Annotated in this window: 26 protein-coding genes; 12 read left to right on the top strand and 14 right to left on the bottom strand. The window is 71.3% G+C overall.

All coding sequences use genetic code 11. The features are described 5' to 3' along the window. Positions 1 to 2: 2 nt before the first annotated feature. Both QNO11_RS13570 and QNO11_RS13575 read right to left on the bottom strand, forming a co-directional pair. Positions 3 to 326: an LLM class flavin-dependent oxidoreductase gene (locus QNO11_RS13570; RefSeq protein ID WP_257507762.1), complete on the bottom strand. Its 324-nt coding sequence runs from the start codon at positions 324 to 326 to the stop codon at positions 3 to 5. 190 nt (positions 327 to 516) lie between these two features. Next, positions 517 to 1,575 carry an FUSC family protein gene (locus QNO11_RS13575; protein WP_257507761.1) on the bottom strand — a complete coding sequence of 353 codons (1,059 nt, stop codon included), beginning with the start codon at positions 1,573 to 1,575 and terminating at the stop codon, positions 517 to 519. A 91-nt stretch (positions 1,576 to 1,666) separates the two neighbouring features. Here QNO11_RS13575 and QNO11_RS13580 point away from each other — a divergent pair, with 91 nt between their 5' ends. The 10 genes from QNO11_RS13580 to surE all read left to right on the top strand — a co-directional run bounded on the left by QNO11_RS13580 (position 1,667) and on the right by surE (position 9,856). Then, positions 1,667 to 2,626, top strand: a complete 960-nt coding sequence (locus QNO11_RS13580; protein ID WP_257507760.1) for a prenyltransferase/squalene oxidase repeat-containing protein — start codon at positions 1,667 to 1,669, stop codon at positions 2,624 to 2,626. Positions 2,627 to 2,763: 137 nt separating this feature from the next. Continuing rightward, positions 2,764 to 4,110 carry an HNH endonuclease signature motif containing protein gene (locus QNO11_RS13585; protein WP_257507759.1) on the top strand — a complete coding sequence of 449 codons (1,347 nt, stop codon included), beginning with the start codon at positions 2,764 to 2,766 and terminating at the stop codon, positions 4,108 to 4,110. Positions 4,111 to 4,160: 50 nt separating this feature from the next. Continuing rightward, complete coding sequence (locus tag QNO11_RS13590) at positions 4,161 to 4,886, top strand: L-ribulose-5-phosphate 4-epimerase (RefSeq protein WP_257507758.1); 726 nt, start codon at positions 4,161 to 4,163, stop codon at positions 4,884 to 4,886. Positions 4,887 to 5,063: 177 nt separating this feature from the next. After that, entirely contained in the window at positions 5,064 to 5,378 is a 315-nt protein-coding gene (locus QNO11_RS13595; RefSeq protein ID WP_257507757.1) for a hypothetical protein, read from the top strand. Positions 5,379 to 5,444: 66 nt separating this feature from the next. Next, a complete protein-coding gene (locus tag QNO11_RS13600; RefSeq protein ID WP_257507756.1) occupies positions 5,445 to 5,765 on the top strand; it encodes a DUF7882 family protein in 321 nt (106 codons plus the stop codon). A gap of 80 nt (positions 5,766 to 5,845) precedes the next feature. Then, the gene (locus QNO11_RS13605) at positions 5,846 to 6,040 is read left to right on the top strand and encodes a hypothetical protein (RefSeq protein ID WP_257507755.1); all 195 of its coding nucleotides are present in this window, start codon (positions 5,846 to 5,848) and stop codon (positions 6,038 to 6,040) included. A gap of 509 nt (positions 6,041 to 6,549) precedes the next feature. Continuing rightward, positions 6,550 to 6,753 (top strand): cold-shock protein, encoded by a 204-nt coding sequence (locus QNO11_RS13610; protein ID WP_191718937.1) that lies wholly within the window; start codon positions 6,550 to 6,552, stop codon positions 6,751 to 6,753. A gap of 134 nt (positions 6,754 to 6,887) precedes the next feature. Further along, a complete protein-coding gene (locus tag QNO11_RS13615; protein WP_257507754.1) occupies positions 6,888 to 8,033 on the top strand; it encodes a fatty acid desaturase family protein in 1,146 nt (381 codons plus the stop codon). A 78-nt stretch (positions 8,034 to 8,111) separates the two neighbouring features. Next, positions 8,112 to 9,119, top strand: a complete 1,008-nt coding sequence (locus QNO11_RS13620) for a PfkB family carbohydrate kinase (protein ID WP_257507753.1) — start codon at positions 8,112 to 8,114, stop codon at positions 9,117 to 9,119. Continuing rightward, entirely contained in the window at positions 9,116 to 9,856 is a 741-nt protein-coding gene (gene surE / locus QNO11_RS13625) for a 5'/3'-nucleotidase SurE (RefSeq protein ID WP_257507752.1), read from the top strand. The genes QNO11_RS13620 and surE overlap by 4 nt, the downstream gene beginning before the upstream one ends. 5 nt (positions 9,857 to 9,861) lie before the next feature. On the opposite strand, the gene QNO11_RS13630 is transcribed toward surE, so the two are convergent. Continuing rightward, the gene (locus QNO11_RS13630; RefSeq protein WP_257507751.1) at positions 9,862 to 10,392 is read right to left on the bottom strand and encodes a MarR family winged helix-turn-helix transcriptional regulator; all 531 of its coding nucleotides are present in this window, start codon (positions 10,390 to 10,392) and stop codon (positions 9,862 to 9,864) included. A 19-nt stretch (positions 10,393 to 10,411) separates the two neighbouring features. Next, a complete protein-coding gene (locus QNO11_RS13635; RefSeq protein ID WP_257507750.1) occupies positions 10,412 to 10,639 on the bottom strand; it encodes a hypothetical protein in 228 nt (75 codons plus the stop codon). Between the two features lie 167 nt (positions 10,640 to 10,806). Here QNO11_RS13635 and QNO11_RS13640 point away from each other — a divergent pair, with 167 nt between their 5' ends. Further along, on the top strand, positions 10,807 to 11,166 hold the full coding sequence (locus QNO11_RS13640) for a DUF7882 family protein (RefSeq protein WP_257507749.1): 360 nt from the start codon (positions 10,807 to 10,809) through the stop codon (positions 11,164 to 11,166). A gap of 9 nt (positions 11,167 to 11,175) precedes the next feature. Here the strand turns inward: QNO11_RS13640 and hutI are convergent, their stop codons facing one another. Genes hutI through hutH form a run of 5 tightly spaced genes read right to left on the bottom strand, consistent with a single transcriptional unit; the run spans position 11,176 to position 18,126 of the window. Continuing rightward, the gene (hutI, locus tag QNO11_RS13645; RefSeq protein ID WP_257507748.1) at positions 11,176 to 12,342 is read right to left on the bottom strand and encodes an imidazolonepropionase; all 1,167 of its coding nucleotides are present in this window, start codon (positions 12,340 to 12,342) and stop codon (positions 11,176 to 11,178) included. Then, entirely contained in the window at positions 12,332 to 13,678 is a 1,347-nt protein-coding gene (locus QNO11_RS13650) for a formimidoylglutamate deiminase (protein WP_257507747.1), read from the bottom strand. Before QNO11_RS13650 ends, hutI begins: the two co-directional genes overlap by 11 nt. Continuing rightward, positions 13,675 to 14,886 (bottom strand): allantoate amidohydrolase, encoded by a 1,212-nt coding sequence (locus QNO11_RS13655; protein ID WP_257507746.1) that lies wholly within the window; start codon positions 14,884 to 14,886, stop codon positions 13,675 to 13,677. The genes QNO11_RS13650 and QNO11_RS13655 overlap by 4 nt, the downstream gene beginning before the upstream one ends. After that, positions 14,883 to 16,544, bottom strand: coding sequence for a urocanate hydratase (hutU, locus tag QNO11_RS13660; protein ID WP_257507745.1), 1,662 nt, complete (start codon positions 16,542 to 16,544; stop codon positions 14,883 to 14,885). Before hutU ends, QNO11_RS13655 begins: the two co-directional genes overlap by 4 nt. 28 nt (positions 16,545 to 16,572) lie before the next feature. Continuing rightward, on the bottom strand, positions 16,573 to 18,126 hold the full coding sequence (gene hutH, locus QNO11_RS13665) for a histidine ammonia-lyase (RefSeq protein ID WP_257507744.1): 1,554 nt from the start codon (positions 18,124 to 18,126) through the stop codon (positions 16,573 to 16,575). Positions 18,127 to 18,205: 79 nt separating this feature from the next. Between hutH and QNO11_RS13670 the strand changes: the two genes are divergently transcribed. After that, entirely contained in the window at positions 18,206 to 19,027 is an 822-nt protein-coding gene (locus QNO11_RS13670) for an IclR family transcriptional regulator (protein ID WP_257507743.1), read from the top strand. Here the strand turns inward: QNO11_RS13670 and QNO11_RS13675 are convergent. From QNO11_RS13675 to QNO11_RS13695, 5 genes are read right to left on the bottom strand one after another with little or no spacing between them, the layout of a single operon-like run. Then, positions 19,000 to 19,791 carry a DeoR/GlpR family DNA-binding transcription regulator gene (locus tag QNO11_RS13675; RefSeq protein ID WP_257507742.1) on the bottom strand — a complete coding sequence of 264 codons (792 nt, stop codon included), beginning with the start codon at positions 19,789 to 19,791 and terminating at the stop codon, positions 19,000 to 19,002. The genes QNO11_RS13670 and QNO11_RS13675 overlap by 28 nt on opposite strands. After that, positions 19,788 to 20,636, bottom strand: a complete 849-nt coding sequence (locus QNO11_RS13680; RefSeq protein ID WP_257507741.1) for a class II fructose-bisphosphate aldolase — start codon at positions 20,634 to 20,636, stop codon at positions 19,788 to 19,790. Before QNO11_RS13680 ends, QNO11_RS13675 begins: the two co-directional genes overlap by 4 nt. After that, positions 20,627 to 21,592, bottom strand: coding sequence for a 1-phosphofructokinase family hexose kinase (locus QNO11_RS13685; RefSeq protein WP_285169381.1), 966 nt, complete (start codon positions 21,590 to 21,592; stop codon positions 20,627 to 20,629). Before QNO11_RS13685 ends, QNO11_RS13680 begins: the two co-directional genes overlap by 10 nt. Continuing rightward, positions 21,589 to 22,527 carry an ROK family protein gene (locus tag QNO11_RS13690; RefSeq protein ID WP_257507710.1) on the bottom strand — a complete coding sequence of 313 codons (939 nt, stop codon included), beginning with the start codon at positions 22,525 to 22,527 and terminating at the stop codon, positions 21,589 to 21,591. Before QNO11_RS13690 ends, QNO11_RS13685 begins: the two co-directional genes overlap by 4 nt. Further along, a complete protein-coding gene (locus QNO11_RS13695) occupies positions 22,524 to 23,411 on the bottom strand; it encodes an SIS domain-containing protein (protein ID WP_257507709.1) in 888 nt (295 codons plus the stop codon). Before QNO11_RS13695 ends, QNO11_RS13690 begins: the two co-directional genes overlap by 4 nt. Between the last annotated feature and the right edge of the window lie 103 nt (positions 23,412 to 23,514).

Genomic DNA, 23,514 nt, shown 5'->3' on the forward strand with positions numbered 1-23,514 from the left:
TTTCAGTGGCGGCCGGCGGCAGCCCGAGCCGCTGGCGCGACAAGCGCGAGATCGGCCAGCTCGGCGGCCAGCGCACGGGACCGGGACGACGTGCCGGCATGCACGATCGGCAGGTGGCCCTGCGGCGGCCGGGCGGTGTTGAGGGGACCGGTCACCCGGATGTGCGTGCCGTGGGCGTCGGTGGCGTGCAGCCCGGCGGGGTCGATCAGCCGCGCGGCGTCGCGGCCGGGTTCGGCGTGTGCGCCCGGGTGCCGCCAGCCGGAGGGGTAGGCGCCCAGCGTGCGCACCATGGCCCCGAGGGTGAGGCGGCGGGAGGTGCGGGGCATTGTGTCTCCTGAGGTCGCGGACGGCGGTGCAGCCGACTGGTGGCGGCGTGCGGTCAGCGTAAGGAGGATGCGCCGGCCCCCGAAGGGGCGATCGGGGAATGTGTCGGCCTGTGTCGAGCGGGCAGGCGACGCCGGGTGGAGCGGGGGGCGCCGCGGCCCGTTGTATGGCGAAGTGTGACGCGCTGCCGCGTCAGCGCGGTGGTGTCGCGACCGCGCCGTGGCCGGGGCGGTGGAGGAACCCGGATGCCGCACCGAGTGCACCGCCGACGAGGGTGTCGACGATGCGCTCACCGACGAAGGCGGTGCCCAGCTCCCCCGTCGCCGCGCCCGTCAGCAGCAGCACGAGCGGCGTGATGAACACCAGAGCCAGCCCGTAACTGCGCACCACGAGCAGCTCGACCACGAACTGCAGCAGGGCCAGGACCGCCGCGAGCCACAGGCCTTCGACACCCCACGGCGCGATGAGCAGGAACACTCCGGCGCCGGCGACGGTGCCCAGCATCCGGTGCAGGCCGCGGGCCACGGCGACCCGGCGACCGACCGCCACCCCCACCACGCCGAGCGCCGCACCGACGACCCAGTACGTCCGCTGCGGGTCGACGGCCGCCCCGATGGCGGTGCCCACGATCGTCACGACCGCGGCGCGCAGGAACATCGTGCCGGCGACGCCGGTGAGCACCGGGCGGGGAAGCAGGTGCCGCAGTGGCCGCGCCGAGACGCGGCGCACGCTCGGCCACAGCAGCGGGGTCAGCGCGAGCAGGTAGGCGAAGCCGATGCCGAGCGCCAGGGTGCCCAGGTAGGTCAGCGATTGGGCGGCATCCATCGCGGAGGCGATCTGGCCACTGAGCCCGTAGATCAGCACGAAGAACAGCGGCCCCGGTGCGCCGAGGGCCAAGCCGTACATCGTGGCCGCCGCCAGCAGGGCCACGATGACCAGACCGGCGAGCGAAAGGGCGGGGACGTGTGCGCACGCGACGCCCAGCGCGGCGGCGGCGAGCAGCCCCGCTCCGATGAACGGGAGCACTCGCGCGCGTTCGGCCGGCGGCAGGGCGCTGGCGTGGATGATCACGAAGGCACCGGCGGCTGCGCGGTAGCCCAGTTCCGGTGCGCCCAGCACGGTGAACACCGCGATCGGGGCGACCATGGCGACGGCGGCCTGCAGGGCGAGCGGCCAGCGCGGCGCCGGAGCAGGGGTCAGCCGGAAGAGTCCGGCGACGATGTCGGTCAGCGCGGCGCGCGCACGCGACATGGGTCCTCCGGAGGTGGGCGTGAGCCTTCCACGGTAGTGCGCGGTGATCCGGGCATGCTGAGTGTCGACGTGCGGTGGTAGCGTCCCGGCCATGACCGAGGATGTCCGCACGACGTGGTTGCTCGATTCCGATCCGGCGCTGCGCTGGCAGGTGGAGCGCGACGTGATTCACGACCCGCCCGAGGTGTGGCAGGCCACCCGCGCCCGGGTCCCCCGCGAGGGGTTCGGCGCGCGGCTGCTGGCGCTGCAGGATCCGGATGGGCAGTGGGCGGGTGGATCCTTCTTCCCGCACGATGCCACCGAGGACGAAGACGGGCAGCCGTGGACGGCGACCACCTGGTCCCTCAACGCGCTGCGGGAGTGGGGTGTGGATGCCGCAGCTCTCGGTGATACGGCAGCGCGCCTCGACGCGAACTGCCGGTGGGATTACGACGACCTGCCGTATTGGGGTGGCGAGGTGGACTGCTGCATCAACGCGTACACACTGTCCAACGGCGCGTGGCTGGGAGCCGACGTCCGCGGCGTCGGCCAGTGGTTCCTCGATCATCAGCTCGCCGACGGCGGCTGGAACTGCGAGTGGATCGAGGGGTCGACCAGATCGTCGTTCCACTCGACACTGAACACGCTCAAGGGGCTGCTCTGGTACGAACGCGTCGTCGGCGGCGACGACGAACTGCGCGCGGCGCGGCATGTCGGGCAGGAGTATCTGCTCGAGCGGCGGCTGCTGCGACGGCTGTCGGACGGGGAGCCGGTTGCGCCGTGGGCGACGAAGCTCACCTATCCGTTCCGGTGGCGATTCAACGCCCTCAACGCGCTGGACCACTTCCGCGAGGCCGCGCGGTTCGACGAGGTACCGCCGGACCCGAGGCTGGCCGATGCGGTCGAGGTGGTGCGGGCGGCGCGGCGGGCGGACGGCACGTGGTTGCAAGAGGGGCGGGAGCCCGGCCGGGTGTGGTTCCACGTGGATGTGGAGCCCGGCGAGCCGTCGAAGTGGCTGACGCTCATCGGCACGCGGGTGCTCGACTGGTGGGACGCCGCCGCGCCGCGCTGAGCGCGCGGGCGCGGGCGCGGGCTACCGGGCGCGGGGCGCTTCCTCCCCAGGCGGGGATGTGGTGAGTTATCCACAACCCCTGGTCAGGCGTTGTTTCAGCGCCCTTCAATGTCGGAGGGGGTCGGCAGGATTGGGGTATGAACACCTCCCCGACCACCACCGCCGCACGGACGGCCGTGCTGTCGCATGAGCAGGTGATCTCCGGGCTGGAGGGGGTGCGGCGGCGTCGGGCGGAGGCGGATGCCGACGAGGTGTGGTTCCTCTCACAGGCGGAGGCTGTTGCCCAGGCGCAGACCGCCCGCATCCCGTCCAGTGAGGGTCGGGAGCGGGAGATGCCGTTGCGATCGATGGCCGCGGAAGTCGGCGCGGTGCTGCGCCGCTCCGATCACGGCATGCGCGACCGGATGCACGACGCCACCGTGCTGGTGGACGAGTTCGCTGCCACGTTCACTGCGCTTCGGGAGGATCGCATCGACCGGGTCCACGTCCGGATCATCCAGGATGCCGGCGCCCGCATCACCGACCCGCAGGTGCGGGCCCGGTTCGAACAGGCGGCGCTCGTCGTGGCGGAGCAGGACACCCCGGGACGGGCGAAGCCGACGATCCTGATGCTGGCGCAGCGACTCAACCCGGTGCCGCTGGAAGAGCGGCACAAGGAGGCCGCGGCCGGCCGGCGAGTGTGGGTGCGGGACCTGGACGACGGGATGGCCGAACTCGCGGCGCTGCTGCCGGCGGAGCTGGTCTACGCGATGCGGGACCGGCTGAACCAGCACGCCCGCCAGATCGCGGACGCCCACCGCGCCGCAGTCAAAGCCGCAGCGGAGGCCGAAGCCGAAGTGATCGCCGCGGATGTGATCGCGACCGATACGCGCACCATGGACCAGATCCGCGCCGACGTGCTCACCGACCTGGTCCTCACCGGACACGCCACCGCACCCGCCGCCACCGGGGCGATCCCGGAGGGCACGGCGATCGTCGCGCAGGTCCAGGTCGTGATCCCCGCCCACACGCTCATCGGCATCGGCGACGAACCCGCCGAGCTCGTCGGATACGGACCGATCACCCCCGACACCGCGCGACGGCTCGCCGCGACCGCCGACGTGTGGGAACGACTGTTCACCTCACCCACCACGGGCGCGGTGCAGCAGGTGCTCACTTATCGGCCGACCCGGGAGATGCGCAGACACCTCGACGCCCGCGACGAGCACTGCCGGTTCCTGGGGTGTCGAAGACCGGCCCGCCAGTGCGACCTCGACCACACCCATGACGCCGCGCTGGGTGGGCCGACCTGCCTCACCAATCTCGCGAACCTGTGCCCGGGTCGACATCACCCGGTCAAGCACGGCACCGCGTGGAGCGTGGTGCAGAAAGCCGACGGCATCCTGGAATGGACCAGCCCCACTGGCCGGGTCTACACCGACATCCCCCGACGGGTGCTGGAGTTCATGGCCCTCGCCGCCATCGAAGAACCCGCACCCTTCTGATCAGGCGCCCGGACCGGCAGGCCGACCCCTGTTACCGGTACCATCACCGCATGACACGCACCGTCGTCCCCACCCCGCTGTCCGCCGCCATCGAAGACGCGATCGCGCGGGTGCGTGCCGAGGTCGCGGCGTTGCACGCCGAGTTGGTGCGGTATGGCCTGGTGGTGTGGACGGGTGGGAATGTGTCGGGGCGGGTGCCGGGGGCGGATCTGTTCGTGATCAAGCCGTCGGGGGTGTCGTATGACGAGCTGGGTCCGGAGAACATGATCCTGTGCGACCTGGACGGCACCGTGGTGGCGGGCACGCCGGGCAGTGACCGGTCACCGTCATCGGATACCGCGGCGCATGCGTTCGTGTACCGGAACATGCCGGCGGTGGGTGGGGTGGTGCACACGCATTCGCCGTATGCCACGGCGTGGGCCGCGCGCGGTGAGGCGATTCCGTGTGTCATCACCGCGATGGCGGATGAGTTCGGTGGGGAGGTGCCGGTGGGTCCGTTCGCGATCATCGGGGACGACTCGATCGGCCGGGGCATCGTGGAGACCCTCACCGGGCACCGGTCGCGGGCGGTGTTGATGCAGGGTCACGGGCCGTTCACGATCGGGGCGACGGCGCGGGATGCGGTCAAGGCCGCGGTGATGGTGGAAGACGTCGCCCGCACCGTGCATCTGGCCCGGCAGGGTGGGCAACTTTCCCCGATCCCGCAGGATGCGATCGACCGGCTCTACGACCGGTACCAGAACGTGTACGGCCAGACCACCGACGACCGACGGTAGCCCCACCTGTTTCGGTGTTGACGGCCAGCACTTGGCGTACGACGCTGGAAGCACAGTTCGTCGACTGGACCGCACCCCCGGCGGTGAGTCGAAGTGCTAATCGCCGGGTGGAGCACTGTCAATCCCCTCTCCAGCGAGGGGAACGCCAGTCACGCTCGGAGTGGAGGCACACCCCCTATGGATCCCGCACCGCATCCGCACAGTTCCAATCCGCCGACCGGCCGGATCCGCATCGACCCCCTGGGCCGCGGCGCCTGGCGCCTCTCAGACACCACCGTGGAGGATGCCGGCCTCGCGCTCTTCGCCTACGTCGAGTTCACCGCGGACGGTTTCTACGAGGCGGTCTGGGTTGCCACGCACGCCAAGACCAGCCGGCATTCGACCCTCGAGGACGTCACTCGCATCGCACTGGACATGATGACGGATCAGGTCGAATCGCGGCGGACCAAACCCATCCCGATCGCCCACCGCACGCCGTTCACCACGAACTGACCTGCCGCCACGTGTGAGGCAGCCTCACCAGATCGGTTACCCGCGCCCGACGGGTAACCTTCAAACGTGGGCAAACTCGTTTATGGCAATGGCAGCAGATCCTTCGAGATCGAGGATCGCACTCTTGCGCACCTGCGGGTCGTCTTCATGAACAAGCTGCGCCGCGGGGAGTCGTTCATGTTCCACCACACCGAGCCGCACCTGACCTGCAGCGTTTGGATGGACCCGTCGGTGCCGTTCATCCTCCAATTCCACGGCAGCCGCCAGCCGACGGTGAACCGGGACTGGGTCGAAGCACTCATGCAGGAGGCGAGCAGCGCGAACGGCCTGCGGGTGGTCCCCGAGCCGGCGCCAGGCACCGCGCTCCTCGCCGACGCTGTCGGCTGATCAGGCACGACCAATAGTCCAGCCGCAACCAGTTGTAAAGCCCGAGGCGAGAACCGGCCGCGGTGCCTAGCGTGTGAACCATGGCTGCAGATGACATGACCGACGAGGAGAAGCGCCGCGACCAGCTGCTGGCCGCGCCAGACGCCGTGGAGTCCGACGCCGACCCGCGCATCGACGTCACTCACCGGGACGGCGTCACCAGGATCGACATCCGTGACGACGCGCCGGTGCGCCCCGGCGGGCCGGTGCTGGACGAGATCCCCGACGAGGAATGAGCGGCCGCATTATCGTGCTACAGTTGATAGTCCCCGGTTCGGGGAAGATCCATCGCGTCGACACACTCCAGTGCCGGAGAGCACTACCGATCGGATCCGCCGCATCTGCGGCCCATCGACACGTGCTCCCGCCCGCCTCACTGGCGCGCGACGCCGCTTATGAAAGTTTCTCTACCTTGTCTTCTGTTTCCTGCTGCGACACCGTCGCGCAGCGCCCGCTCGATTGGCGCCAAGCTGATCCCGATGTGTACGTCGCCACCGTAAATGGCGAGTACGCTGGGTTTACCGCACGTGCTGAATCGGGCTTCACCGCCCACGGCCCGCTCGGTCAAGCACTCGGCTTGCACATCACGCTCGAGAGCGCACAGCGCGTCGTCACGGATCTCCGCGACGACGTCAACAACACAAAAACTTCCGCGGCACACCCGCGGCTCACCCGTCCGCGCCGCATTCGTCGGCTCGGCACCATCGGTCGCACTAGCGGCCCGAAAAGTAGAAGGAAAGACACGATGGCCACTGGCACCGTGAAATGGTTCAACTCCGAGAAGGGCTACGGCTTCATCGCACCTGACGATGGGTCCGCCGACCTGTTCGCGCACTACAGCGCGATCGCCGGCAACGGCTTCAAGGAACTGCGCGAGACGCAGAAGGTGGAATACGACGCCGAGCAGGGCCCCAAGGGCATGCAGGCTGCGAACATCCGCGCACTCTGAGTTTCCCCAAAGGCCGGCACGCTTAGGCGTGCCGGCCTTTGTCGTTCATTCCGAAGTCGACGGTGCATTCCCTCCCGCGTATAGACTCCCGCGTAATGTAGGCCTCTAAGCGATCGGCAGCCGCCGTTGGCTCAATGACGGCCCACCCGGTCCCCGATCGAAGAGGTGCAGCTATTTCCGCCACCACAATCGAGTCCACCCTCGGTCCGATCCGCCAGACGTACGCAGGCACCAAGGACTTCCCGCCCATCACCCGGGCCTACACGGATGTGTCCCGCCTGGTGAAGGAACGCGGTCTGCTCGAGCGGACCCGGGGTTTCTACGCCCTCGTGGGGGCGGCCATCCTGGTCGGCTTCGCCGCCTGCATCACGGGATTCTTCCTCCTCGGCGACAGCTGGTTCCAGCTCTTCATCGCGGCTGCCCTCGGCATCCTCTTCACGCAGGTGGCATTCCTTTCGCACGAAGGTGCGCACCGGCAGATCCTCGCATCGGGGCGCGCGAACGACCGCCTCTCCCGGCTCCTCGGCAACGGCGTCGTCGGCATGAGCTACTCCTGGTGGGACACGAAGCACAGTCGCCACCACGCCAACCCCAACCGGGTCGGCAAGGACCCCGACATCGAGATCGACACGATCTCCTTCCTCGATGAGGACGCCGCCTCCGCGCGCGGCATCCGACGCCTGATCACCAAGCGCCAGGGATGGCTGTTCTTCCCGTTGCTGATGTTCGAAGGCCTGAACCTGCACTTCCTTGCCTTCCGCCACGTGTTCGGCCGTCAGCCCGTCAAGGATCGCTGGTTCGAGATCACGCTGCTGCTGGTGCGTCACGCCGTCGTCTACACGCCGCTGTTCATCTTCCTGCCGGTCGGCATGGCACTGGCCTTCATGGGCGTTCAGCTGGCCGTCTTCGGCGTCTACATGGGTGCCTCATTCGCCCCGAACCACAAGGGCATGCCGGTCATCGACAAGGACGCGAAGCTGGACTTCTTCACCAAGCAGGTGCGCACCTCCCGCAACATCCGCGGTGGCTGGTGGGCGACCTGGCTCATGGGCGGTCTGAACTACCAGATCGAGCACCACCTGTTCCCCAACATGCCCCGACCGCACCTCGCCCAAGCCCGCAAGATCGTCATCGAGGCCTGCAAGACGCTCGACGTCCCGTACACCGAGACCAGCCTGCTGCGCTCGTACGCGATCGTCATCGACTACCTCAACCGTGTCGGCCTCGCCGCGCGTGACCCGTTCGACTGCCCAATGGCTTCCACCTACCGTCGGGTGTGACCCGAGCGGCTTGACCGCGGCACCCCCTTGTTCGCAAGGGGGTGCCGCGTTCGTTCGTGCCGGGCGTAGCTTCGCGGCATGAGCGACGTCACCATCTTCGCCCCCTCGCCCATCCTCACTGTCACGGTTGAGGATCACCCCACCGGCAGCGAGATCCACGTGCACGCCGGCGGGCAGGGCGTGTGGCAGGCGCGCATGCTCCTGCGGCTGGGGGCGAGCGTGACGATGTGCTGCGCGCTCACCGGCGAGACCGGCCGCGCAATGCGGCACCTGCTGCAAGACGAGGGCATCACTGTCGTCGCCGTGCTGCGCGAGGGGCGCGGCTCCGCGTACGTACACGACCGCCGCGGCGGTCAGCGCGTGGTGATCACCGCCGAGGAGGGTGATCCGATCGGGCGCCACGAACTCGACGAGCTCTACGGCGCCACGCTCGCGGCAGGCCTGGCGTCGAAGCTGGTGATCCTCAGCGGACCGGCCGGCGACAGCGCGCTGCCTCCCGACACCTACCGGCGCCTGGCCTCCGACCTGCGCGCGGGCGGCTCGGCGGTGCTGATCGACCTTGCCGGGAAGCGTCTGGACGCCGCCGTGACGGGCGGTGTGGACGTCCTGAAGGTGAGCGACGAGGAATTGCTCGCCGACGGGCTCATCAGTGACCGCTCGGTGTCGTCGGTGCGGGCGGCGATGCGGGGGCTCCACGAACGGGGGGCACGGACGGTCATCGTCTCGCGCGCGGCCGAGCCGCTGCTGCTGCTCGACGAACGCGGCGTCGTCGAGGTGAGCACGCCGCACCTGCAGGTCGCGGACACGCGCGGTGCCGGCGACTCGCTCACGGCCGGGGTGGCTGCCGGCATGGCCGCCGGCGAGACCGCGCGCCAGGCGATCACGCTGGGTGCCGCCGCGGGCGCGCTCAACGTCACACGTCATGGCCTCGGCACGGGCGACGCACGCGCCATCGCGACGATCCGTCCGTCCGTCAGGGTGCGCGACGCCACCTACAGCGACGAGGCGCTTCCGGAGCAACCGGTGACGGGAAGGGTCAGCCCCATCGGGTTGGCCGCCCTCGCCGAGCCCGAGGAGCGGCCGTGACACGCGCCCTCCTCACCAACGACGACGGCATCTCAGCGCCCGGACTGCACGCGCTCGCCCGCGCGGCCCGCGCGTCGGGGCTGGACATTGTGATCGCCGCTCCCGCCGTGCAGTCCAGCGGTGCCAGCGCATCGATCATGGCCGAAGACCACGACGGCCGGATCGCGGTGGAACGGCGCACCCTGGTGGGGCTCGAGGATGTCCCGGCGTTCGCCGTGAAAGGCGGGCCCGGCCTCATCGCGCTCATCGCCGCGCACGGCGCCTTCGGCCCCCCGCCCGAGATCGTGCTGTCCGGCGTGAACCACGGCGCCAACGTCGGACGCGCCATCCTGCACTCCGGAACGGTCGGCGCTGCGCTCACCGGTGGCCTCAACGGCGCCCGTGCCGTGGCGGTCTCCCTCGATGTGGGGATGCGACCAAGCGAATTCCACTGGGATGCCGCAGCGGATGCCGCACTCGGGCTGCTGCCCGACCTGCTCCAGCGCCCGCCCGGCACGGTGATCAACGTCAATGCGCCCAACACCGCGAGCAACCGCGGCATCCGGGAGTCCGCCCTCGCGCCGTTCGGAATCGTGCAGACGACGCTCAGCGAGCGCGATGAGCACCACATCCGGCTTGCCGTGGAAGACCTGCCCCACACGCCCGAACCAGGCACCGACGCTGCTCATCTGGCAGACGGCTGGGTCACCGTGACCGGGCTGGACTCCGTGTCACACGTCCCCCTGGGCCTGCGCTGACGCGATCAGTGCAGGAATTCACCCTTCGCACGCTCGAACTGGTCGAGCCGATCGAGCCGTTCGGCGAGCTTGCTGACGAACGCGGCGGTCGTGGCGGCCTGCTCGGGCGTCAGTTCGTCGATCACCTCGACGACGGCGGTGTGATGTGCGGCGTGGGCCTGGTCGACCACGCGCAGGGCATCCGGCGTGGGAACGAGGTAGACCGCGCGGCGATCATGAGGATGCTGCACCCGCTCCACCAGGCCGCGTGTGACCAGTCGCTCCACGACGTTGGTCACGGTGGCGCTGGAGGTCGTGAGCATCACCAGCAGATCTTTCGGGCTGACGTCGCGTTCGTCGCGGTACGCCTGCACGAGATAGCGCAGCGCCGTGAGGTCCAGGCTGGACAGCCCGGCACGCTCCTGCGCCCGGTCGGCCTGGACGTGTTCGGCCCGGCGCAGTCGCAGGATCGCCTCACTCAGTTCGCGGCCCGCCGAAGACTGCGGCGGATCGGCATAGAGGTGCTCAGCTTCGTGACGCACGATGTTCTGGGGCATGATCGCAGTGCCCACCCTTCTACGAGCTCTCGGATGCCACGGCGCCACGTGCCTCGGCGAGGGATGCGAAGACCCCCACCTCGGCGCCGGTGTCGTTGCGGGCACTGTACCCACCCGAGCGCAGCAGCTCCACCGCTCCGAGGTAGCGGCCGCCGGTGTTGGCAACCCAGAACCCCGGCTCAACCCGGAACCAGGCAGCGCCCCCACGGATATCGGCGGAGCGGACTTCGTCGATGATCACGGACATGGCGTCTCCCTCAGTGTAGATCATGACGGCGACCCGTCCAATCGATTAAACACCCGGTGTATTACATACTTAGTTAGATTGACATCCGATGAGTTTTGTCGGTATGAATGACTCACACACATTCGGCGAGCGCTAGGAGCGCCGCCGGCGAACGAAAGGGTCCAGCCATGGGACGTCTTTACTACGGAGCCGACACCACCCCGGCCCAGATCCCCGACCGCCTGCTGGCGCACGTCAAGGTCGTCACGGCCACCAAGCTCCGCCGCAACGAGAGCTTCACCATCTCGTGGCGGCACGCGCAGGGCGAGACCGTCGGCCGGACGACGCTGTGGATGCAGCCCTCGATCCCGCTGCGCTTCGTTTTCGAGACCCCCGAGCCGGAGACGCTGGACCCGGTGCTGCTCAAGGAGCTCGCCGCATCAGCGAACGGCGCCGGCGGCATGATGCTGGTCTGGGAGGACGAGACTGTCGCCGAGCCGGCCCCGTACGCGCCCGTCTCCGCCCAGCGGCACCTCGTCGCGGCGTAGCAAAAACCCTCAGACTCCCGCCACCCGCTCCCCCGCCCGCCACACGGCGGCGGTCAGCGGGACCCCCGGCCGATAGGCCAGGTGGGCGGCCGAGGGCGCGTCGAGCACCTGCAGGTCCGCCCGCCCACCCACGGCGATCAATCCGATCGCGTCGGCGTCATCGGCGACGCCCAGCGCGACGGCGCCGCCCCGCGTCGCCGACCACACCGCCTCCTCGACGGTGAGTCCCATCTGCAGCACGGCGGTCGCAACGCAGAAAGCCATCGAGGTCGTGTACGACGTGCCGGGGTTGCAGTTGGTGGCGATCGCGACCGTGGCACCGGCATCCACCAGGGCCCGCGCCGGGGCCAGCGGCTGCCGCGTCGACAGGTCACACGCCGGTAGCACCGTCGCGACCGTGCTGGATCCCGCGAGCGCCGCGACGTCGGCTGCGGTCAGAGCGTTGCAATGATCGACGCTCACGGCCCCCACCTCCACGGCAAGCCGGACACCGCCGCTGTGACCGAGCTGATTGCCGTGCACCCGCAGCCCGAGCCCGGCGCGCGCGCCGGCCTGCAGCACTTCGCGTGACTGCTCCACGTCGAACGCGCCCTGTTCGCAGAAGACGTCGATGAACTGCACCCACGGCAGCACTGCGTCCAGCATCGGGCCCGTGACCAGGTCGAGGTAGGCCCGCGCGTCCATCCCGTGGGGAACGACGTGCGCCCCCAGGAACGTCACGATGTCCGCCTCGGTCGCGGCGATGCGCGCGGCGAGTGCTTCGGATGCCACCTCGAGCCCGTATCCGGTCTTGGTCTCCAGGTAGGTGGTCCCCTGTCTCAGTGCCTCGGTGCGGAGCCGACGCAGGTTGGCGGTGAGGTCTGCCTCGCTCGCCTCCCTCGTGTCCCTCACGGTGCGTGCGATGCCGCCCGCGACATATGCCTCCCCCGCCATACGGGCTTCGAACTCAGCTGATCGGTCGCCGGCGAAGACGAGGTGGGTATGCGAATCGACCCATCCCGGCAGCACCGCGCGCCCGCCGACTGAGGTGATGGTGTCCACGGCCGGGGCTGCCGCGGCCGCACCCACCCACGCGATGCGGCCGGCGTCGATGACCAGGGCGGCGTCGGTGCGCCGCGGCTCGCCGGCGATGTTGGTCGTCAGCTCGCCGATGTCGGTCACCAGTTCAGCGACCATCTGGTTCCTCCCGAGGGTCGTCGAACGGGGCAAGCGCCGCGGCAAGGAGATCCGCGGGGCCCACGTGTCCACCGGACGGCCTGCACAGCGTACCGGCGCGCGCTCGCACCTGTCCGCCCACGATCACCCGCTGCACATCCGTCGCCGTCGCCGCCAGCACGACCTGCGACGGGTCGGCGCCGACCGTGCGCGCCGAGGTGGCGTCGATCTCGACGAGGTCGCAGTCGGCGCCGACGCGGATGCCGCCGGTGCGGCCGAGTGCGCGGTAGCCGTGCTCGGTGAGCGCGGTGGTCAGCTCGCCGGGGGTGAAGCGGCCGCGGCGCCCAGAGGCGAGTCGCTCCCCCGCCTCGAGGGCGCGTGCCTCCAGGAACGGATCCACGACGGCGTTCTGGTCCGACCCGAGGGCGATGCGCGCACCGGTATCGGCCAGACGCCGCGCTGGGCCGATGCCGTCACCCAGGTCGGCCTCGGTCGTCGGGCACATCACGACCGTGACCTCGGCGCCGCCCAGCATCCCGATGTCGTCCTCGGTCAGATGCGTCGCGTGCACGACGCTCAGCCGCGGCGACAGCGCCCCGGCATCCGCCAGCAGCCTCGTGGGCGTCACCCCGTAGGCGGCGAGGCAGTCGGCGTTCTCCTGCGACTGCTCCGACAGGTGCACGTGCAGCGGCACGTCCGACGGGAGCCCCGCCACGACGGCCGCGATCTCGTCGGGAGGCACGGCGCGCACCGAATGCAGCGCCGCACCCACGACCACCGCGGGGTCGAGCGCATCCCGGAGCGCGTGCCACCGCTCCAGCCACGCCGCCGCGGTGGCGTCGCCGAACCGGCGCTGCACGCCTTCGAGCGGCGTCGCGATGCCACCGGTGAGATAGCAGGTGTCGAGCAGCGTGAGCCGGATGCCGGTGTCGGCGGCGGCATCCGCGAGCGCGCGTTCCATCGCGTGCACCGGCACGTACGGCGTGCCGTCCGGCCGGTGGTGCACGTAGTGGAATTCCGCCACGGCGGTGTAGCCGGCAGCGAGCATCTCGCCGAACACGCCGTGGGCGAGGACGAAGTAGGTGTCGGGTTCGAGGCGGGCGGCGGCGGCGTACATGCGCTCCCGCCAGCGCCAGAAGTCGCCGCCGTCATCGTGGGTGCGCCCGCGCAGCACCCGATGGAACGCGTGCGAATGGGCGTTCCCGGCCCCGGGCATCACCAGCTCCAGCCGCACATCGCCGTCCTGCGGGGGCGTGTCGACCTCGATCCGGGCGATGCGCCCGGCCGGGTCGGCATGAATGCGCACCGATCGCACCGGGGAGCCGCCGATGAGCGCGGTGTCGCAGTGGAAGGTCACAGCAGCCCTCGCAGCGCGTCGCGCAGGGCCTCGACGCCGGCAGAGCAGTCGTCGAGGGTCGCATGCTCGTCCGGGGAGTGCGAGATGCCGCTGGGATTGCGCACGAACAGTATTGCGGTGGGAACGTGCCCGGCCAGGGTCCCCGCATCGTGGCCGGCACCGGTGGCGAGAGCGGGGATGCCGCCGAGACTCGCGGCCAGCCGGTCGCGCAGCGCCGGGTCGAACCGCACCTCACCGCTCCACGACTCCTCGGTGACGGTGGCCGTGCAGCCCTCGGCGATCGCGGCATCCTGCACGTGCACGGTGATCTCGGCTACCAGGTCACGGGCGTCGCCGTCGTCGGCGCTGCGGGCATCGAGCCACACCGTCACGCGGGAGGGGATCACGTTCGTGCCACCGGGGACGGCGTGGAGGCGACCGATCGTCGCTCGGTCGTCGCGGCGTGCGGCGGCATCCCGCACCGCCAGGATGCCGCGGGCGGCGGCGACCATCGGGTCGCGGCGGTCGCTCATCGCGGTGGTCCCGGCGTGGTTGCCCTCCCCCGTCACGTCGATGCGCCAGCGGCCGTGGGCGAGAATGCTCGAGGCGACGGCGAGTGGGGACCCCAGGTCGATCAGCCCGCGTCCCTGCTCGACGTGCAGTTCGATGAAGACGCCGATCCGGGCGAGCGTTTCGTCGTCGCGACCGAGGTGGCGGGCCGGGGTGCCGTGAGCCTCGGCCGCCTCGGCGAACGTGACGCCGTCGGCGTCGACCAGCGCCCGCGCCCGGTCAGCAGCGATCGCACCGGTCATGAGGCGGGAGCCCAGACACGCGACGCCGAAGCGGGAGCCCTCCTCCTCGGCGAACACCACCACCGCACAGGGGCGGGACGGCGCGAAGCCGGAGGCCTGCAGCAGCGCGATCGCATCCAGCGCGCTGACCACCCCCAGCGGCCCGTCGAATTCACCGCCGCCGGGCACGGAGTCCAGGTGGCTGCCGACGACGACCGCGTCGTGGCCGGGGCCTCCCCACCATGCCCAGAGGTTGCCGTTGCGGTCGGATTCGACGGTCAGCCCCAACCGCGCGGCACGCTCGGCGAACCAGGCGCGCAGCTCGAGGTCGGCCGGTTCCCACACATGCCGGGAGTAGCCGCCGCGCCGGGGGTCACGGCCGACGTCGGCGATCTCGTGCAGGCCCGTGAGCCGGCCCGCCGTCACCGCGACTGTCACAGTTCCGCCATCGGCACGCGCAGCCCCCGGTCGCGTGCGACCTCGATGGCCCGGTCGTAGCCGGCATCCACGTGGCGCATGACCCCGGTGCCGGGGTCGTTGATCAGCACCCGTTCGATCTTCTGCGCCGCCAGCGCCGTGCCGTCGGCGACGACCACTTGACCTGCATGGATCGACCGGCCGATGCCGACGCCGCCACCGTGGTGCAGCGACACCCAGGTGGCCCCCGACGCGGTGTTGAGCAGCGCGTTCAGCAGCGGCCAGTCCGCGATGGCATCCGACCCGTCCTTCATCGCCTCGGTCTCCCGGTAGGGCGAGGCGACCGAACCGGAGTCGAGGTGATCACGGCCGATGACGATGGGCGCGCGCAGCTCACCCGAGGCGACCATCTCATTGAACTTCAGGCCCGCGAGGTGGCGTTCTTTATACCCGAGCCAGCAGATGCGGGCGGGGAGGCCTTCGAAGTGCACCTTCTCGGCAGCGCGGGTGATCCAGCGGCGGAGCTTGTCGTCGCGCGGGAACAGTTCCAGGATCGCGCGGTCGGTCGCGGCGATGTCGGCCGGGTCACCTGAGAGCGCCGCCCAGCGGAACGGGCCCTTGCCCTCGGCGAAGAGCGGCCGGATGTAGGCGGGGACGAACCCCGGAAAGTCGAAGGCACGGTCGTACCCACCCAGCTGCGCCTCGGCGCGGATGGAGTTGCCGTAGTCGAACACCTCGGCGCCGGCGTCCTGGAAGGCCACCATCGCCTGCACCTGCGTCGCCATCGAAGCGCGGGATGCCGTGGTGAAGCCCTCCGGATCGGCCGCTGCCCGCTCGTGCCACTGCTCCAGCGCCACCCCCTCGGGCAGATAGCTCAGCGGGTCGTGTGCCGAGGTCTGGTCGGTGACGATGTCCACCGGCACCCCGCGGCGGGCGATCTCGGGAAAGACCGTCGCAGCGTTGCCGACAAGCCCGACCGACAGCGCGCGGCGCTCGGCCTTGGCCGCCAGCACCCGCTGCAGCGCCTCGTCGAGGTCGCCTGTCACCTCGTCGAGGTAGCCGTGGTCCACGCGGCGCTGCAGCCGGGCGGGGTCGACGTCGACGATGAGCACTACGCCGTCGTTCATCGTGACGGCCAGCGGCTGCGCGCCGCCCATGCCGCCGGCGCCGCCGGTGAGGGTGAGCGTTCCGGCGAGAGTACCGCCGAAGCGCTTGTCGGCGACGGCGGCGAACGTCTCATACGTGCCCTGCAGAATGCCCTGCGTGCCGATGTAGATCCAGGAACCGGCCGTCATCTGGCCGTACATCGTGAGACCCTCGGCCTCGAGCCGGCGGAACTCCGGCCACGTCGCCCAGTCACCGACGAGGTTCGAATTGGCGATGAGCACGCGCGGCGCCCACTCGTGGGTGCGGAAGACACCGACGGGTTTACCCGACTGCACCAGCAGCGTCTCGTCGAGTTCCAGGTGGGTCAGCGCCTGCACGATCGCGTCGAACGCCGCCCAGCTGCGCGCGGCCCGCCCGGTGCCGCCGTAGACGACCAGGTCGTCGGGGCGCTCGGCCACGTCGGGGTCGAGGTTGTTCATGAGCATGCGCAGCGGCGCTTCGGTCTGCCAGCCCTTCGCGGTGAGGGAGGTGCCGCGGGCGGCGCGAACGGGACGGGGCAGGTGCTCGGTCACGGGGTTCCTTCCTGGGACGGCTCGCGGGTCACTGCAGGTCGGTCACGACGGCGCCGGCAGCGGCGCGCAGCGCGCCGGTGCGCACAGCATCGACGACGTGCTCGATCTCGGGTGAGAGGTGCCGGTCGCTGCCGGGACCGGCGACGGATTCGCGGATGCGGGCGAGCACGGCGGCGGTGGCCGCAGCGGGCCGCAGCGGAGCGCGCAGATCCAGCGCCCGCGCGGCGGTCATCGCCTCGATCGCCAGCACCCGCGTGAGCCCGTCGATCCCGGTGCGGAGCTTGCGCGCGGCGGCCCACCCCATCGAGACGTGGTCCTCCTGCATCGCCGATGACGGGATGGAATCAACGGATGCCGGGACGGCGAGGCGCCCCAGCTCCGACACGATCCCGGCGGCGGTGTACTGGGCGATCATGAGCCCCGAATCCACCCCCGCGTCGTGGGCGAGGAATGCCGGCAGGCCGTTGCTTCGTGCCGGATCCAGCATGCGGTCGGTTCGGCGCTCGGACATGCTCGCGACGTCGGCGACGACGATCGCGAGGAAGTCCAGCACGTAGCCCACGGGCGCGCCGTGGAAGTTGCCGTTGGACTCCACCCTGCCGTCGACGGTGACGACGGGGTTGTCCACGGCGGCGGCGAGCTCTCGCTCGGCGACGACGCTCGCGTGGTCGAGGGTGTCGCGGGCTGCGCCGTGCACCTGCGGCGCGCAGCGCAGCGAATAGGCATCCTGCACCCGGGTGCACTCCGGCCCCCGGTGGCTGGCGACGATGGCCGACCCCTCCAGCAGAGCGCGCAGGTTCGCCGCCGCGGCACGCTGCCCTTGTTGCGGGCGGAGGGCGGCGAGGTCGTCGGCGAAGGCGGCATCCGTCCCCAGCAGCGCCTCCACGCTCATCGCGGCGGTGATGTCGGCGGTCGTCAGCAGCAGCCGCAGGTCGTCGATCGCCAGCGCCAGCATGCCGAGCATGCCGTCGGTGCCGTTGATGAGGGCAAGGCCCTCCTTCTCGGCCAGCAGCACCGGGGCGATGCCGGCGGCGGCGAGCGCGTCGGCGGCGGGCAGGAGTTCGCCGGCGGCATCGTGGACGGTCCCCTCCCCCATCAGCGTCAGTGCGCAGTGCGCCAGCGGGGCGAGGTCACCCGAGCAGCCGAGCGAGCCGTACTCGCGCACGACGGGGGTGATGCCGGCGTTGAGGATCGCGGCATACGTCTCGGCGGTCTCCAGCCGCACGCCGGTGCGGCCGGTGAGCAGCGTCGACAGGCGCAGCAGCATGAGCGCGCGGATGACCTCCCGCTCGACCTCAGGACCGGACCCGGCGGCGTGGGAGCGCACCAGGCACTGCTGCAGCTGCGTGCGGCGGTCGGCGGCGATGTACGTCGTCGCGAGCGCCCCGAACCCGGTCGAGATGCCGTAGTGCGGCGTCGGGTCGCCGGCGAGCGCGTCGATCGTGCGTCGGCTCGCGGCGACGGCGGCGCGGGCGTCGTCGCCGATCGCGACAGCGGCATCCCGACGCGCCACGGCCACGACATCGGCCAGCGCGACCGCGCCGGTGCCGACGACGACGGGAGCGGAGGTGGCGGATCGCATGGTCTCATCACACGGCATCCGGATGCCGCCGGCACCCGTCCCCGCTGAATATTCGTCCCACCCGTGAGACAGTTGCCGCATGGAAGACCCGGCGGGCCCGGCACCGGCGGCGCGGCACACCCTAGAGATGCTGCGGCACCTGTCCGCGCAACGCGGGCCGGTGACGGCGGCCAGCATCGCTACCGCCCTGTCGCTGCCCCGGTCGACGGTGTACCGGCTGCTCGGTGTCATGGCCGAGTACGGCTTCGTGCTGCACTTTCCGGAGGAGCGGCGCTACGGCATCGGGCTGGCGGCATTCGAGATCAGCTCCGGGTTCTCCCGGCAGGAGCCGCTGACGCGATTGGGCGGGCCCATCCTGGCGGCGCTCGTGGACCGCGTGGGAGAAAGCGGCCATCTCGCCGTGCTGCACGGGCGCGATGTGATCTACCTCATCGAGGAGCGCGCGCCGCGGCGGCCGTCACTGGTGACCGAGGTGGGCGTGCGCCTGCCCAGCCACCTCACCGCGAGCGGCCGGGCACTGCTGGCCACGCTGCCGAAATCGCAGCTGCGCGCCCTGTTCCCCGACCCCAGCGCGTTCACGCAGCGCACCGATCAGCAGATCTCCGGCTACGCCGCGCTGGGCCGGCTGATGGCCCAGGTGCGGGCGCACGGGTACGCCACCGAGCACGGTGACATCACGCCGGGACTCGCATCGATCGCCGTGGCGGTGCGCGATCACACCGGGTGGCCGGCCGCGAGCATCGCCGTGACGTTCGACGCCGCGCTGCCCGAGGAGACGGTTGCGGCGATCCGGCAACAGGTGACCGCCAGCGCCGCCGACCTGTCCCGGCGCATCCACGGGCGCCCGATCAGCGCGACGCGGTCGCGTCCGGCTCAGGCGTCCGCGACGATCACTTCGTAGCCGCGGTCGGCCAGTCTCGCCCGCTGATCGGCGGTGATGCCGGCGTCGGTGATGACGGTGTGGAACAGCCGCTCCGGGCCGATCACGGCGAAGACGCGCTTGTCGAGCTTTCCGGAGTCCACCACCAGCACCGCCCGTGCGGCGCGGCGGGCCATGGCGGCGTTGACGGCGGCCTCGCGCTCGTCGTGGGTCGTGGCGCCGTGGTCGGGATGCAGCGCATTGGCGCCGATGAACGCGATGTCCAGGTTGATGCGGCTGAGGGTCTCCTCGGCGTGGGGACCGACCAGCTCGTAGGAGCGGGGGTGCAGCACCCCGCCGACGACGACGGTCTTGATCTGCGGGCGCACCGCGAGCTGCATGACGATGTTGACGGCGTTGGTGACGACGGTTAGTCCCGGGTCGTCGGCCTGCTCCGAGACGTCGCCGCGGGCCATCAGTTCGTCGGCGATCGCGGTTGCCGTCGTGCCGCCGGACAGCCCCACGATCGCCCCGCGCGGCACGAGCGCGCTCGCAGCACGTGCGATGGCGCGCTTGGCCTCGCGGTGCTGCTGGTTCTTGTACCGCACCGGCAGGTCGTAGGCGACCGAGTGCGACACGGCCCCGCCGCGCGTACGGGCCAGCAGCTGCTGCTCGGCGAGGGCATCAAGGTCGCGTCGCACGGTGGCCGGCGACACGCCGAGCCGGTCGACGACGTCCTCGACCTGCAGTCGGCCGGTCTCGGCGAGGAGGTCCAGGACGGCGCTGAGCCGTTCGGCTCGGTTCATCCGGCGCTCCGGGGTGTTGCGAACAGCTGCAGCAGGCGTGCCGCCTCTTCCACCACGGCAGACCTCCCCGCGTCGATGTACTTTCGGGAGTCTACGACCGTGGGGTGGTCGTCCAGGTGCGCGCGGACGGCACGCGTGAAGAACGCGTTCAGGTGCGTCGACACGTTGATCTTCACCAGCCCCGAGCCGATGCCCGCCACGATCGTGGCATCCGGCACTCCGGACGATCCGTGCAGCACGAGCGGCACCGCCACAGCGTCGCGCAGCCGCGCGATCAGGTCGAGGTCCAGCACGGCGGTGCGCTCGGCCATCGCATGGGAGGAGCCGACCGCCACCGCGAGCGCCCCGACGCCGGTCTGCGCGACGAACACCGCCGCCTCGGCGGGGTCGGTGCGCACGCCCGGCGCGTGCGCGCCGTCCTTGCCGCCGATCTCGCCCAGTTCTGCCTCGACGAGCACTCCTGCCGCGTCGCCGGCGGCGACGACCCGGCGCGTGGTGGCGACGTTGTCGGCGAAGTCCAGCTTGGCGCCGTCGTACATGACCGAGGTGAACCCGAGGTCGATCGCACGCAGGGCCAACTCGGCATCCTCGGCGTGGTCCAGGTGCACGGCCACCGCGGCATCCGATCCCTCGGCCAGCGCGAGGGTCGCCAGAGCCAGCGGTTCGAGCGCCCCGTGATAGCGCAGGCAGTTCTCCGACAGCTGCAGGATGACCGGCAGGCCGGTCTGCTCCGCCGCCCGCACCAGCGCCTCGGCGGTCTCGAGGTGGATCACGTTGAACGCGCCCGTCGCCGTGCCGGCGGCACGCGCCCGGTCGAGGATCGCGTGGGTGGCGGTCAGTGGCATGTCAGCTCCGTGAGGTCGGTGTCGAAGATCACATCGGCGGCGAGCCGCTCGCGCTCGGGCGACACCTCGCCCGCCTGCGGCATGAGGACAGCGGATGCCGACCACGCGACGGCATCGCGTGCCAGCCCGGCCAGCTCGTCGTCGGTCAGGTCGGCGGCGCTGCCGCGCTGGACGAGCGCGGCAGCGACCGCGGCGACGGCGGCGTCGCCGGCGCCGGTCGGGTTGCCGTGCAGCGTCCGGCGCAGTCGCGCCCGCAGCGGCCGGTCGGGGGCGGTGCGGCCCACCAGCAGCATGCCGTCCGCGCCGAGCGAGACGATCACCAGCCCCGCGCCGCGCTCGAGCAGCATCCGCGCCCCCGTCAGCACGTCGGCGCACCCGGTGGTCTCGTGCAGTTCGGCCGCGTTTGGTTTGACGACGTGGGCGCCGGCCTCGGCGGCCGCCATCAGCGCGGGGCCGGTCACATCGGCGATCACGATCGTTCCGGTGGCGACGAGGTCGGCGGCGAGCAGGCCGACGTCCTCGGAACGGATGCCGGCGGGCAGGCTGCCCGACAGCACGACCGCCGCGGCACCCGCGGCGAGGGTGCGCGCCGTGTGCAGCAGCGCCGTGACCTCGTCGGGCGACAGCGCGGCGCCGCGTTCGTTCAGCAGTGTTGCCTCGCCCCGCCCGTCATCGACGACGGCGATGCTGCGACGGGTGGATGCCGCGACCGGGACGAGCCGGTGCGCGAGTCCCGCCGCGCGCAGGTCGAGGGCGAGCGCGTCACCGGTCGCCCCGCCCGCGGTGGCCAGGGCGAGGGTGTCGGTTCCGGTGGCGTGCAGCACCCGGGCGACGTTGATGCCCTTGCCGCCGGCGCGCTCCGCCCCGGCGCCGACCCGGTGGGAGTCGCCGGGGGTCAGGGCGGCGACGTGCCAGGTGCAGTCCAGCGCCGGGTTCGGGGTGACGGTGAGGATCACGTGGTCACGCTCAGCAGGCGGGCGCGCAGGGCCGTGCCGATCAGGCCGGCGTCCTCGCCGAGCGTGGCCGGGACGATCGGCGGGACGCGCTGGAAGCTGAGGATCCCGGCGATCCGCTCGCGCAGCGGGACGAACAGATCGTCGCCGGCCTCGGCGAGCCCGCCGCCGACGACGACGATCCCCGGCGCGAGCACCGTGACGACGCGGGCGATCTCGTGGGCGAGCGCCTCGACCGCTCCCGTCCACACGCGCGTCGCGTCTTCGTCGCCGCGGTGCGCGGCCTGGAGCACGCCGCGGGCGCCGTCGACGTCGTGGCCGGTGGCCCGGCGGTAGCGGCGCGCGATGGCGCCGGCGGAGGCGACGGTCTCGAGGCATCCGACTCCGCCGCACGGGCAGGCCTCACCGTCGACCTCGGACACGACGTGGCCGATCTCGCCCGCGTAGCCGCCGCCCACGAGCGGCACCCCGTCGACGATGATCGTCGAGGCGATCCCGGTGCCGATCACGATGATCATCGCGTCGCGATGCCCGCGGGCCGCGCCCCAGCGGTACTCGGCGAGACCGGCCGCGCGCACGTCGTGCCCGAACGCGACCGGCACCTCCACCGCGGCCTGCGCGAGGTCGCGCAGCGGCGCGTTTCGCCACCCCAGGTTGCTGGAGAAGATGCCGATGCCGGCATCCTCGTCCACGAGTCCCGGCACGCTCAGCCCGGCCGCGACCGGGACCAGCTGCGGGTGGGCGGTGCGGTATGCCGCCGCCAGCACCGCCAGGTGCGCTGCGATCGCACCGGCGGGGTCGGCCGCAGACAGCGGGGTCGGCGTACGGCGCAGGTCGGTCATCTGACCCCCGGCGTCGATGAGCGCGGACTTGGTCGCGGTGCCGCCGACGTCGAAGGAGAGGACGACGGGGCCGTCGCCGAGGGCCGGCGCGGTCATGCGTCGAGGATGACCGCGCGCGTGAGGTTGCGGGGCAGGTCGGGGTTCAGTCCGCGCGCGACGGCCCGGGCCAGAGCCACCCGCTGCGCCCGCACCAGGTCCGCCATCGGGTCCAGTCCGCTCTGCTCGAAACGGGCGCCGGTGCGGGCGACCTCCTCGGCCAGCCCCGCCGGCGCCTCGCCGAACGACCAGGTCACGCGGCCGGGCGCGGCGATCGCGATCGGCCCATGGCGGTAGTCCATGGCCGGGTACGACTCGGTCCACGACTGCGAGGCTTCGCGCATCTTCAGCGCCGCTTCGTGCGTCAGGCCGATCGACCAGCCGGTGCCGATGAACGTGTACTGCTCGGCGTTGACCAGCTCGGCGTCGAGCTCTTCGGCGATCGCGCGCTCCCCATCGGCGATCACAGGCGTGAGGTCCTCGCCCAGCGAGGCGCGGAACAGGGCCAGCGCCGTCGTGGCGAAGCGCGTCTGCACGACGGAGCGCTCGTCGGCGAACGGCATCGTGATCGCGGCATCCACCATGCCCGGCAGGGGCGAGGTGTCGTCGCCGACGACACCGATCAGCTTCGTGCGGCCCTTCATGCGCTCGACGAGCTGGAGCACCTCGGTCGTGGTGCCCGAGCGGGTCAGGGCCACGATCGCGTCATAGTCGCGGTCGGGCATCTCGGATGCCGAGAACGCGTCGGTGATCCCGGCGCCGCTGCGCTCACGCAGGGTGGCGTACGCCTGGGCGATGAACCACGACGTGCCGCAGCCGACCACCGCGACGCGCGCGCCTCGCTCGGGCAGCACGGACTGGCTCGCAGCCAGGTCGGCGGCGCGCGCCCACGTCTGCGGCTGCGTCCGCAGCTCGGTCTCCATGTACGTCAGTTCGCCACTCATCGCCGGCCTGCTTCCCCCGCAGCGCCCTGATCAGAGATTGATCGATTGTGATTGCGCGTGCGGTGTTTCAGTCAGTCTAGTGATCATTCAGAGGCAGAGCATC

This window comes from Microbacterium sp. zg-B96 (genome assembly GCF_030246865.1).
GTDB lineage: Bacteria > Actinomycetota > Actinomycetes > Actinomycetales > Microbacteriaceae > Microbacterium.

Excerpts from the sequence above, each read along its gene's own strand:
- QNO11_RS13690 (WP_257507710.1), bottom strand. The coding sequence starts at position 22,527 with ATGACCGCGCCGGCCCTCGGCGACGGCCCCGTCGTCCTCTCCTTCGAC.
- QNO11_RS13640 (WP_257507749.1), top strand. The coding sequence starts at position 10,807 with ATGGGACGTCTTTACTACGGAGCCGACACCACCCCGGCCCAGATCCCC.
- QNO11_RS13580 (WP_257507760.1), top strand. The coding sequence starts at position 1,667 with ATGACCGAGGATGTCCGCACGACGTGGTTGCTCGATTCCGATCCGGCG.
- QNO11_RS13630 (WP_257507751.1), bottom strand. The coding sequence starts at position 10,392 with ATGCCCCAGAACATCGTGCGTCACGAAGCTGAGCACCTCTATGCCGAT.
- QNO11_RS13635 (WP_257507750.1), bottom strand. The coding sequence starts at position 10,639 with ATGTCCGTGATCATCGACGAAGTCCGCTCCGCCGATATCCGTGGGGGC.
- QNO11_RS13605 (WP_257507755.1), top strand. The coding sequence starts at position 5,846 with ATGGCTGCAGATGACATGACCGACGAGGAGAAGCGCCGCGACCAGCTG.
- QNO11_RS13670 (WP_257507743.1), top strand. The coding sequence starts at position 18,206 with ATGGAAGACCCGGCGGGCCCGGCACCGGCGGCGCGGCACACCCTAGAG.
- hutH (WP_257507744.1), bottom strand. The coding sequence starts at position 18,126 with ATGCGATCCGCCACCTCCGCTCCCGTCGTCGTCGGCACCGGCGCGGTC.
- QNO11_RS13675 (WP_257507742.1), bottom strand. The coding sequence starts at position 19,791 with ATGAACCGAGCCGAACGGCTCAGCGCCGTCCTGGACCTCCTCGCCGAG.
- QNO11_RS13575 (WP_257507761.1), bottom strand. The coding sequence starts at position 1,575 with ATGTCGCGTGCGCGCGCCGCGCTGACCGACATCGTCGCCGGACTCTTC.
- QNO11_RS13615 (WP_257507754.1), top strand. The coding sequence starts at position 6,888 with ATGACGGCCCACCCGGTCCCCGATCGAAGAGGTGCAGCTATTTCCGCC.
- QNO11_RS13570 (WP_257507762.1), bottom strand. The coding sequence starts at position 326 with ATGCCCCGCACCTCCCGCCGCCTCACCCTCGGGGCCATGGTGCGCACG.
- QNO11_RS13585 (WP_257507759.1), top strand. The coding sequence starts at position 2,764 with ATGAACACCTCCCCGACCACCACCGCCGCACGGACGGCCGTGCTGTCG.
- QNO11_RS13695 (WP_257507709.1), bottom strand. The coding sequence starts at position 23,411 with ATGAGTGGCGAACTGACGTACATGGAGACCGAGCTGCGGACGCAGCCG.
- QNO11_RS13590 (WP_257507758.1), top strand. The coding sequence starts at position 4,161 with ATGACACGCACCGTCGTCCCCACCCCGCTGTCCGCCGCCATCGAAGAC.
- QNO11_RS13680 (WP_257507741.1), bottom strand. The coding sequence starts at position 20,636 with ATGCCACTGACCGCCACCCACGCGATCCTCGACCGGGCGCGTGCCGCC.
- hutI (WP_257507748.1), bottom strand. The coding sequence starts at position 12,342 with ATGGTCGCTGAACTGGTGACCGACATCGGCGAGCTGACGACCAACATC.
- QNO11_RS13610 (WP_191718937.1), top strand. The coding sequence starts at position 6,550 with ATGGCCACTGGCACCGTGAAATGGTTCAACTCCGAGAAGGGCTACGGC.
- QNO11_RS13620 (WP_257507753.1), top strand. The coding sequence starts at position 8,112 with ATGAGCGACGTCACCATCTTCGCCCCCTCGCCCATCCTCACTGTCACG.
- QNO11_RS13595 (WP_257507757.1), top strand. The coding sequence starts at position 5,064 with ATGGATCCCGCACCGCATCCGCACAGTTCCAATCCGCCGACCGGCCGG.